Below are 9,713 nucleotides of genomic sequence, written 5' to 3'. Positions count from 1 at the left end.
CACGGCCCCACGGCCCCACGGCCCCGACGCCCCGATGACAGCGGGCCGTCGGGGCCGTCTCCCCGGTGCGCCCGGACTCCTCATTGAGTCCGGGCGCACCGTCTGTTTCCGCTCTCCCGGCGGCCGCCGTCACGGTGACGGTGAAACCGGACCGTGTCCGCGGGCTCGCCGCACCACTGCGACCCCCCACAACCGAGGCATGTCCGCGTAAAGCCGACATCATCGCTTTTGTGCTCTTCTGCGGCCATACTTGGCCGACCGCACCGCACAGGGATCGGCGAACGACCAACTGTGCGTCGGTCGAGGAGATGTGACGGAACGGAAGAAGGATGCCTCGCATGCATGTGACCGATCCCGCGCCGGCGACGGACCCGCGCGAACGGCGGGCCAGGAGGCGCGCGCGGGCGCTGCGGGGAGGGACGGCGCTCGGGGTGGCGCTGCTGTCCCTCCTGGCGGTTCCGGCGCCCGCCGTGTCCGCGCGGCCACGGCCCACGGAACTCCCCGCCGCGGCCTTCGGCGTGCCGCCGCAGCCTGACCTCGCCGGTCTGCGCGACGTCCTGCGCACGGCGACCGAGCAGGGGGCGCCCGGGGCGATGGCACGGATCGACGACGGCGGCACCGCCCACTGGCTCACCGTGGGCGTCGCCGACCGGAGCGCGGGCCGGGCGCTCGGCGCCGGCGACCGCTTCCGGATCGGCAGCGTCACCAAGACCTTCTCCGCCGTCGTCCTGCTGCAACTCGCCGACGAGGGCAAGCTCTCCCTGGACGCCCCGGTCAACCGCCACCTGCCGGGGCTGCTGCCCGACGACCGCATCACGGTCCGCCACCTGCTGAGCCACCGCAGCGGCCTGTACGACTACACCAACGACCTCTTCGCCCAGACCGTGTCCGGGTTCGAGGCGGTCCGCACCAAGGTCTTCACCTACCGTCAGCTGGTCGACCTCTCGCTGCGCCACGCGCGCACGACCGACCCGGGCGGCGCCTACTCCTACTCCAACACCAACTTCGTGGTCGCCGGGATGCTCGTCGAGAAGCTCACCGGACACCCCGTGGGCACGGAGTACGGCAGGCGGATCATCGAGCCGCTGAAACTGCGCGACACCTTCTACGTCCACCCCGACACCGCGATCCCCGGCACCCACACGCGCGGCTACCTCACCCCCGACGCCCCCGCCACCGCCCTGGTCGACGCGACCCGGCAGACCGTGTCGTGGGCGCAGAGCGCGGGCGCGATCGTCTCCAGCACCCGTGACCTCAACACCTTCCTGTCGGCCCTGCTGCGCGGGCAGCTCACCTCGGCCGAGGGACTGAAGCAGATGCAGCGCTGGGTCCCGGCGGGCACCGGGCAGGCGTACGGGCTGGGACTGCGGCGCCGCGACCTGTCCTGCGGGGTGTCGGTGTACGGGCACACGGGCGCCGTGCAGGGCTACTACACGTACGCGTTCGCGTCGGCGGACGGGCGGCGCAGCCTGAGCGCGCTCGCCAACGCGTCCAACAGCGCGCGCGTGCACAACACGATGCTGCGGACCCTGGAGTCCGTGTTCTGCGGAACGGGGGCCGGGACCGGCACCGGGACGAAGGCGCGCAAGGGGGTGGTGCCGCCGCACGAGCGGGCGGAGGACGTCACCCCGGCGACCGTGCGCGAGTGACCCGGCGCGGGGAGGCGGGCGCGGGACGGCCGGGAACCCTCCGGTCCCGCCGGCCGTTTGGCGGGCAGGGCCCCACGGGGCCGGACGACGACACCAGGGCGGCGGGATGAGCGAGTTGACCCCCGGGGGCAATGTGCCCCTCCCGGGCGGTGCCCTGGCCGTGCGGGTGCCCGGCCCCTTCGACGTCAGCGCGCTGGTCACGGACGACAGCGGCAAGGTCGGCGGGGACGGCGACTTCGTCTTCTACAACCAGCCGGCGGCCCCGGGAGCCCGCCTGCGCGGCGACACGCTCACCCTGGACCCGGCCGGGCTGCGGGCCGGCGCCACCCGCGTCACGGTGGTCGTCAGCGCCGCCGACCCGGGAGCGCCGCTGGCCCGTCTGCCCCGCCCCACGCTCCACGTCACCGACCCCGGCGGCCGCCCGCTCGCCCGGTTCGTGCCGCCGCCCCCACGGCAGGAGACGGTCCTGCTGCTCGCGGAGGTCTACCGGCGGGGCACGGGGTGGAAGCTGCGGGCGCTCGGACAGGGGTACGCCGACGGGCTGGCGGGACTCGCACGGGACTTCGGCGTGGACGTCACCGAGGACGAGCCGGCGCCCGCGTCGCCGTCCGCCCCCGCGCCTTCGCCCGTCCCCCTGTCCCGGCGGCCGTCCGCTCCCCCGCCCCCGGCGGACCCCGACGGCTTCCTCGCCCTGGTCAACCCGGCCCGCGCCGCGGCCGGTTCCCCCGCCGTCTCGCTGGACGCCCGGCTGGTCTCCGCGGCCCGGGCCCATGCCGCCGCCATGGCCGCCGCCGGACGCCTCGACGCCGAGGGCCCGGACGGCGTCTCGGTCCACCAGCGCGTCACGGCCACCGGATACCGGTACCTCACCGTGGGGGAGCACCTGGTCTCCGGCCCCCGCACGCCCGCCGAGTTCGTGACGTACTGCCTGGGCGGTGACCGCACCCGGCGCACCCTGCACGACCCGGCGTTCACCCACACCGGATGGGCCCACGTCCGGGACGCACGGACCGGCGACGTCTTCTGGACCGCCCTGTGGGCGCACCCGTGCACGCCGGCCGGTCTGGCGCGGACCGAGGCGGACGTCGTCGGCCTCACCAACCGCGAGCGGGCGCGCGCCGGGCTGCCGCCCCTCGCCCCCGATCCTTTGCTCGCCACCGCCGCGCGGGCCCACAGCGTGGACATGGTGGCGCGCTGCTTCTACTCCCACACCTCGCCCGAGGGCACCCAGCCGTGGGACCGGGCGGCAGCGGCGGGGTCCGCCCGGCGGACGATCGGCGAGAACATCGCCTGCGGCCAGCGCTCCCCCGCCGAGGTCGTGGAGGACTGGATGAACAGCCCCGGTCACCGCGCCAACATCCTCAAGCCCGCCTTCACCCACATCGGCGTCGGCTTCGCGGGCGGCGGCCCCTCGGGCACGTACTGGACGCAGCTGTTCGGCGCCTGACGTCCCCTTCTGGCATCCCATCAGGACTCCCCCGGGTCCGTTCCCCACCCGCCGGGGCGTGCCGCCGCGCCCCCGCGCGGGCGCCGGGTGATCCGCGCGGGCGCGGGGCCGCCGCCGCGGTTTGACCTGGCCCGTCGCCCGCGACAGGGTGCCCTGGGGCGCGCCCGGACCGGCGCGCCGGAAAGGTGGTCATCCTTGATCGGCATCTCGGACATCGAAGCGACGGCGGAGCGGATCGCCGGGCATGTGATCCGCACCCCGACCCTGTCCAGCCCCGGTCTGTCGGCGCTGCTCGGCGCACCGGTCACGGTCAAGCTGGAGCTGTTGCAGCGCACCGGCTCCTTCAAGGCGCGCGGGGCGACGGCGAAACTGCTCTCGCTCGACGCGGCGGAGCGGGCGGCCGGGGTGGTGGCGGTCAGCGGCGGCAACCACGGGATCGCGGTGGCGGTGATGGCCGCCGCCCTCGACGTCAAGGCCACCGTGGTCATGCCGCGTTCGGCGCCGTCCCGGGCCGTCGGGATCGCCGAGGAGGCGGGCGCGACGGTGCGGCTGACCGACGGCATGGCCGAGGCGTTCTCCCTCGTGAACCGGTTGCGGGACGAAGGCCTGACGCTGGTCCACCCGTTCGACGACCCGGTGGTCGTCGCCGGTCAGGGCACGGTCGGGCTGGAGTTCGCCGACGACGCCGACGACCTGACGGACGTGCTGGTCAGCGTCGGGGGCGGCGGGCTGGTCTCCGGTGTCGCGACGGCGCTGCGGGCCCGCCGTCCGGACGTACGGATCTGGGGGGTGGAGACCGAGGGCGCGGAGGCGATGTCCGCCGCGCTGGCGGCGGGCGGACCGGTGCCGGTGGAGCTGTCGTCCCTCGTCTCCACCCTCAGCGCGCCCGCCGCCGCGCCGCTGACGTACGACCATGTCTCCGCCCTGGTGACCGATGTGCTCGTGGTGCCGGACCGGGAGGCCGTGCGGGGCTGTCACGAACTGGCCGAGCACGCCAAGGTGTGGACCGAGCCGGCCGCCGGATGCCTCCTCCCGGCCGCCCGGCGGGTCCTGCGGCGGGTGGGGGACGGCGCCCGGCTGGGACTGGTGGTCTGCGGGGGCAACGCGACGGTGTCGGACATGGCGGCCTGGGCCGAGCGATGCGGATTGCGCTGAGCGCCGGTCCGGGCTTCGCGCCGGGGCGGGCAATTCCCGCCGCGGGCATCGCGGCGGGGAATGGACCGCTCCCCGTGGAGGGTTCGCCGGGCGGCTCCGGCGCGACGTCTCACGACGTTCCACCGGGGCAGCGCCGCTGGTCGGACCGCCGGACCGGGCGAAGTGACTGTGTTTTCCCCCGTATCCGCTCGGCCATTTTTGAATGAAAGACAGGAATTGCGGCCGCGAGGCGTTCTCTTGAACGGATGCCCCGTCGCCCGCCGTACCACTGGGAAAGGAGTGTTCCGGGGATCCAGCGAGGGATGACCATGGTCAAGGCGCACGTCTCCAGGCACGAGCCGGTCGCCGGACGGTACCGGCTCCTCGACGTCGTCCACCGGGAGACCAACCGCGTCAGCTGGTACGGGGAGTACGCCGAGGCGGGTGCGGGCTCCCGGCCGTGCCTGGTCACCCGGATCGGCCTGCCCGCCGGCCAGGACGCCCAGGGGGCGGAGCAGGCCGCCGACCGCGTGGTGCGCATGTCGCGGACGATGGCCCGGGTGTGTCCCGGCCGGGTCGCCGCGGTCCTCGACGCCTTCGCGGAGGAGGGCTCTCTGTGGACGGTCACCGAGTGGATCGACGGGCAGCCGCTGGGGCAGCTCCTGGAGCAGCAGGGGGCGTTCGGCCCGCCGTGGGCGGCCGCGCTCGGGCTGGAACTGCTCGACGTGCTCGAGGCCGCCCACGGGGAGGGCATCACCCATGGCGAGCTGAGCCCCGGTCAGGTGTTCGTCCGGGCGGGCGGGCCGGTCGTCGTGACGGGGTTCGGCCTGGCCGGCGCGACGCTCGCGCCCCGACTCGCGGCGCCCTCGTACGCCTCGCCCGAGCAGGCGCGGGACGAGCGGATCGGACCGGCCGCCGACCTCTGGGCGCTCGGCGCGATCCTCTACACGGCAGTCGAGGGACGGCCGCCGTACCGGGACCGGGACCGGCCCGGGACGACGTTGCGGAGCGTGGACCGGCTGCCGTTGCGGACACCGCTGCGGGCCGGTGCCCTCGGCCCGACCGTGCAGGCGCTGCTGCGCAAGGACTCCCGGGAGCGGCTGACCCGGCCCGTGGCGCGCCAGGCCCTCACCCGTGTCCTCGACGAGCGTCCGCACCCGGTGCCCGCGCCCCGGCCGCGGCAGGCGTATCCCGTCACCCCGATCCTCGGCCCGCGGTGGAGCGGCCGGGCCGTGGCCGCCGGGACGGCGCTCGCCGTCGTCGCGGTGGCGGTCGCCGCCCTCGCGGCGACGGGCCGGCTGCCGGGCGGGAGCGAGACGGCGTCCGGCGGCGCGCAGGCCCGTCCCCCCGCGTCCCCCGCCCCGTCCGGCGGCGACGACGCGGGCGACGGAGCACCGGCCACCCCGGCACCCGAGCCGACTCCGCCGGCGTCCCCGTCCGCGTCCGCCCCGCCGTCTCCCACGGCGTCACCCCCGACATCACCCACGGCGTCGCCGACCCCGTCCGCCCCGGCCTCCACCGGCGCGGTGCCGGCCGGCTACCGCCTGTACCGGGCGCCGGAGGGGTTCTCCGTCGCCCTGCCCGACGACTGGGAACGGCTGGACACGTCCCGCACCGGCGACGTCTCCTACCGCGTCACCTTCGGCGCGGCGGGCGACCCGCGCACCCTCGCGGTGACCTGCAGCGAACGCGTCGGCCCCGACCCGGTCGCCGTCTGGCGCGACACCGTCGAGCCCGGTCTGCGGCAGGCGGACGGCTTCCGGCGCGTCGGCGCGATCGAGGCGACGACGTACCAGGGGTACGCGGCCGCCGACATGGAGTGGCTCGTCGACGTCGCCGGCACCCCGGTGCGCACCTTCGGGCGCGGGCTCCTCCTCGGCGGGCACCGCGGCTTCTCGCTCCGCTGGACGACGCCCGCCGCCGACTGGGAGGAGACCGGGAACCGGCAGGCCCTGGACACCTTCCTGCGGACCTTCCGGCCCGTCACGGGCTGACGCCCCCGGGGGGACGGCACTCCCCTGCCGCCCATGGCCCGTTTCCCCACCGGGCCACCGGGGACCCGGGACGCATGGTGCGAATCGGATACACGATGATGACCGAGCAGGCCGGCCCTCGTGACCTGGTCGACCACCTGGTACGGGCCGAGGAGGCGGGCTTCGACTTCTCGGTGACGTCGGACCACTACTTTCCGTGGCTGCGCGCACAAGGGCACTCCCCGTACGCCTGGAGCGTGCTGGGCGCCGCCGCGCAGGCGACGTCGCGCATCCCGTTGATGACGTACGTGACCTGTCCGACCATGCGCTACCACCCGGCGGTCGTCGCCCAGAAGGCGGCGACGATGCAACTGCTGTCCGGTGGCCGGTTCCGGCTGGGGCTCGGCTCCGGGGAGAACCTCAACGAGCATGTGGTGGGCGGTGGCTGGCCGACCGTGGACGTACGGCACGAGATGCTCGAGGAGGCGGTGGAGATCATCCGCGCGCTCTTCGAGGGCGGGCACGTGACGCGGCACGGCACACACTTCGACGTGGAGTCGGCGCGGCTGTGGGACCTGCCGGACGAGCCGACGCCCCTCGGCATCGCCGTCTCCGGGGAGCGGTCCTGCCGGCTCGCGGGCCGGTACGCCGACCTGGTGATCGCCACCGAGCCCAAGTCCGGGCTGCTGGAGGCGTTCGACCGGCACGGCGGGACCGGCAAGCCGCGGGTGGGCCAGTTGCCGGTGTGCCACGACCCGGACCGGGAGACGGCCGTGAAGCGGGCGCACGCGCAGTTCCGCTGGTTCGGCAGCGGCTGGAAGGTGAACTCCGAACTGCCGCACCCGGACTCCTTCGAGGCGGCGACCCAGTTCGTGACCCCGGACGACGTGGCCTCCGCGATCCCCTGCGGCGACGACCCGGACGACTTCGTGGAGGCCGTACGCCCGTACGCGGAGGCCGGTTTCACCGAGATCGCCCTGGTGCAGATCGGCGGCGACTCCCAGCCGGCGTTCCTCAACTGGTCGGAGAAGACGCTGCTGCCCGCGCTGCGGAACGCCTTCGGCTGACGGGAGCGTGCCCACGGCGGCCCTGAGTAGCCGTACTCATGCCGTCGCCCCGGCGGTGTTCCAGGATGGGGCTCCACCGACAAGGAGCGTCCCATGACCCCGTTGCCCGCCATGACCCCTTTGCCGGCCGCCCCGCGCCGCACCCTTCCCGTCCTGGCGGCCGGGGTGGTGGTCGCGGGGCTGGCGCTGTCCGCCTGGCACCCCCACGACCGCACCACCTGGTTACTGGAGACGGTGTGGATCCTCGTGGGGCTGCCGCTGGTGGTGCTGACCTGGCGGCGGTTCCCGCTCACCGGGCTGCTGTGCGGTCTCCTCGCGGCCCACGCCCTGGTGCTCGCGCTGGGCGGCCACTACACGTACGCGCGGGTCCCGCTGGGCGACTGGGCGCGCGACGCCCTCCACCTGGACCGCAACCCGTACGACAGGTTCGGCCACCTCGTGCAGGGGTTCGTGCCCGCGATCCTGGTGCGTGAGCTGCTGAGCCGTACCTCCCCGCTGCGCGGCAGCCGCTGGCTGGCGCCGCTGACGGTGTGCGCGTGCCTGGCCTTCAGCGCCGTCTTCGAGATGTTCGAGTGGGCGGCGGCCGTGATCGGCGGGCAGGCGGCGGACGCCTTCCTCGCCACGCAGGGCGACGTGTGGGACACGCAGTGGGACATGTTCTGCGCGCTGATCGGGGCCACGCTGTCGCTCCTGCTGCTGAGCGGGGCGCACGACCGCGGGCTGCGGCGGCTGGAGGCGTCGCGCGTCACCGCGACGTGTAACGGCGACGGGTCCACATCGGCACCCCGAACCAGAACAGCAGGTACCACAGCACCACCGCGCTGACCAGCCAGGGCACGAAGCCGTCGTGCGTCGCCACCCGCAGGATCAGCAGCAGCGCCGAGGTCATCGTGGCGAGCAGCAGGACCAGTCCCACGAAGGTCATCCGCGAGGCCCACCGGACGGCCTGCGGCTTCACGCGCCGCCCGGAGACCAGCCGGTGCAGGGAGACGGGCCCGATCAGGGCGCCGGTCGCGCAGGCGCCCAGGACGACGGTCACGATGTAGATGACCCGGTCCACGTGCGCGAGATCCGCGTAGCGCGGCGTGAACACGACGGTGAGCAGGAAGCCGAAGAGGATCTGGACGCCTGTCTGGGCGACGCGGACCTCCTGGATCAGCTCCCCCCACATCCGGTCCGCTCTCTCCTCCTCCGTCTCGTCGCGCCCTCTGCGCCGCTCGGCCTCCGCCGCGGTCTCCGCCACCTGGTCCTCCCCGGGTCGAGTGACTGTTCGGTCGTCTCCCGGGCGAGTACCCCCTGAGCGGCGATTTCTTCCAGGTCGCCGCCCGGCCGCTACCAGCGTCCCTCGACCTGCTCCCTGATCCGCCGGTCGTACAGGTCCCGGATCGCCGCCAGGGTCGTCTCCGGGAGGGCGGGCAGCCTGGCGGCGGCCGCGTTGGCGCGGGCCTGCTCGGGCGAGCGGGCCCCGGGGATCACGGTGGTGACGCCGGGCTGCTGCACGATCCAGCGCAGCGCCAGCTGGGCCGGGGTGTACCCCTCGGGGGCGAGGGCGGCGAACTCGGCGGCGGCCTCGACACCGGTGGCGTAGTCGACGCCGGAGAAGGTCTCGCCCTGGTCGAAGGACTCGCCGTGCCGGTTGTAGGTGCGGTGGTCGTTCTCCGGGAAGACGGTGTCCTTGGTGTACTTGCCCGACAGCAGGCCGGAGGCGAGCGGGACGCGGGCGATGATGCCGACGCCGGCCTCCCGGGCCGCGGGGAGCACGTCGTACAGGGGCTTCATGCGGAAGGGGTTGAGGATGATCTGCACGCTCGCCACGCCGGGCCGGGCGATCGCCGTGAGGGCCTCGGCGCAGGTTTCCACGCTGACGCCGTAGTGGGCGATGCGCTCCTCCTCCACCAGGGTGTCGAGGGCGTCGAAGACCTCGTCGGAGGAGTAGACGGAGGTGGGCGGGCAGTGCAGCTGCACCAGGTCGATGCGGTCGACGCCGAGGTTGCGCCGGGAGCGGTCGTTCCAGGCGCGGAAGTTGTCCAGGACGTAGTTCTCCGGGATCTGCTCCACGCGCCGGCCCATCTTCGTGGCGACCAGCACGTGCAGGTCGGGGCGGCTGCTCAGGAAGGTGGCGATGGTCTGCTCGCTGCGTCCGTCGCCGTAGACGTCGGCGGTGTCGAAGAAGGTGACCCCCGACTCGGCCGCCGCCTCCAGGACCGCCAGGGCCTCCTTGTCGTCGACGTCGCCCCAGTCGGCGCCCAGTTGCCAGGTGCCGAGGCCGACGACGGATGCGTGCTGACCGGACCTACCGAATTCGCGCTCGTCCATGGCGTCAGTCTGTCATCCGTCCCGGCCCCGCGGTGAACCGGCCGTTCCGGCCCGCCACCTGTGAATATTTCACCCGCAGGAGTGATGATGTTCGACGGTCGGGCCCTCCGCGCGGACAGGCCCCTAC

The 9,713-nt window shown here is 74.4% G+C and carries 8 protein-coding genes; 6 read left to right on the top strand and 2 right to left on the bottom strand.

Annotated features, from left to right (window positions below):
- The first annotated feature begins 338 nt into the window (after positions 1 to 338).
- The 6 genes from ACFV9M_RS31700 to ACFV9M_RS31675 all read left to right on the top strand — a co-directional run bounded on the left by ACFV9M_RS31700 (position 339) and on the right by ACFV9M_RS31675 (position 8,095).
- Complete coding sequence (locus tag ACFV9M_RS31700) at positions 339 to 1,649, top strand: serine hydrolase domain-containing protein (RefSeq protein ID WP_385078801.1); 1,311 nt, start codon at positions 339 to 341, stop codon at positions 1,647 to 1,649.
- 106 nt (positions 1,650 to 1,755) lie between these two features.
- Positions 1,756 to 3,096 (top strand): CAP domain-containing protein, encoded by a 1,341-nt coding sequence (locus ACFV9M_RS31695; RefSeq protein ID WP_385078804.1) that lies wholly within the window; start codon positions 1,756 to 1,758, stop codon positions 3,094 to 3,096.
- A 195-nt stretch (positions 3,097 to 3,291) separates the two neighbouring features.
- Positions 3,292 to 4,251, top strand: a complete 960-nt coding sequence (locus ACFV9M_RS31690; RefSeq protein ID WP_385078807.1) for a pyridoxal-phosphate dependent enzyme — start codon at positions 3,292 to 3,294, stop codon at positions 4,249 to 4,251.
- A gap of 302 nt (positions 4,252 to 4,553) precedes the next feature.
- On the top strand, positions 4,554 to 6,224 hold the full coding sequence (locus ACFV9M_RS31685) for a serine/threonine protein kinase (RefSeq protein WP_385078809.1): 1,671 nt from the start codon (positions 4,554 to 4,556) through the stop codon (positions 6,222 to 6,224).
- Between the two features lie 74 nt (positions 6,225 to 6,298).
- Entirely contained in the window at positions 6,299 to 7,270 is a 972-nt protein-coding gene (locus tag ACFV9M_RS31680; RefSeq protein ID WP_385078812.1) for an LLM class F420-dependent oxidoreductase, read from the top strand.
- Positions 7,271 to 7,363: 93 nt separating this feature from the next.
- Positions 7,364 to 8,095, top strand: coding sequence for a DUF2238 domain-containing protein (locus tag ACFV9M_RS31675; protein ID WP_385078815.1), 732 nt, complete (start codon positions 7,364 to 7,366; stop codon positions 8,093 to 8,095).
- On the opposite strand, the gene ACFV9M_RS31670 is transcribed toward ACFV9M_RS31675, so the two are convergent.
- Positions 8,016 to 8,441: a DUF6328 family protein gene (locus ACFV9M_RS31670; RefSeq protein ID WP_385078830.1), complete on the bottom strand. Its 426-nt coding sequence runs from the start codon at positions 8,439 to 8,441 to the stop codon at positions 8,016 to 8,018. The genes ACFV9M_RS31675 and ACFV9M_RS31670 overlap by 80 nt on opposite strands.
- A gap of 161 nt (positions 8,442 to 8,602) precedes the next feature.
- Positions 8,603 to 9,586, bottom strand: a complete 984-nt coding sequence (locus ACFV9M_RS31665; protein WP_385078818.1) for an aldo/keto reductase — start codon at positions 9,584 to 9,586, stop codon at positions 8,603 to 8,605.
- Positions 9,587 to 9,713: the final 127 nt, after the last annotated feature.

Origin of the sequence: Streptomyces sp. NPDC059895, assembly GCF_042731035.1 — a bacterium.
GTDB lineage: Bacteria > Actinomycetota > Actinomycetes > Streptomycetales > Streptomycetaceae > Streptomyces.
The sequence above is the reverse complement of the archived record's forward strand: the minus strand, read 5'-3'. Positions and strand labels throughout refer to the sequence as shown.

Bases quoted from the DNA above. Each gene is read 5' to 3' on its own strand.
- ACFV9M_RS31700 (WP_385078801.1), top strand. From the start codon at position 339: ATGCATGTGACCGATCCCGCGCCGGCGACGGACCCGCGCGAACGGCGG.
- ACFV9M_RS31695 (WP_385078804.1), top strand. From the start codon at position 1,756: ATGAGCGAGTTGACCCCCGGGGGCAATGTGCCCCTCCCGGGCGGTGCC.
- ACFV9M_RS31685 (WP_385078809.1), top strand. From the start codon at position 4,554: ATGACCATGGTCAAGGCGCACGTCTCCAGGCACGAGCCGGTCGCCGGA.
- ACFV9M_RS31680 (WP_385078812.1), top strand. From the start codon at position 6,299: ATGGTGCGAATCGGATACACGATGATGACCGAGCAGGCCGGCCCTCGT.
- ACFV9M_RS31675 (WP_385078815.1), top strand. From the start codon at position 7,364: ATGACCCCGTTGCCCGCCATGACCCCTTTGCCGGCCGCCCCGCGCCGC.
- ACFV9M_RS31670 (WP_385078830.1), bottom strand. From the start codon at position 8,441: ATGTGGGGGGAGCTGATCCAGGAGGTCCGCGTCGCCCAGACAGGCGTC.
- ACFV9M_RS31665 (WP_385078818.1), bottom strand. From the start codon at position 9,586: ATGGACGAGCGCGAATTCGGTAGGTCCGGTCAGCACGCATCCGTCGTC.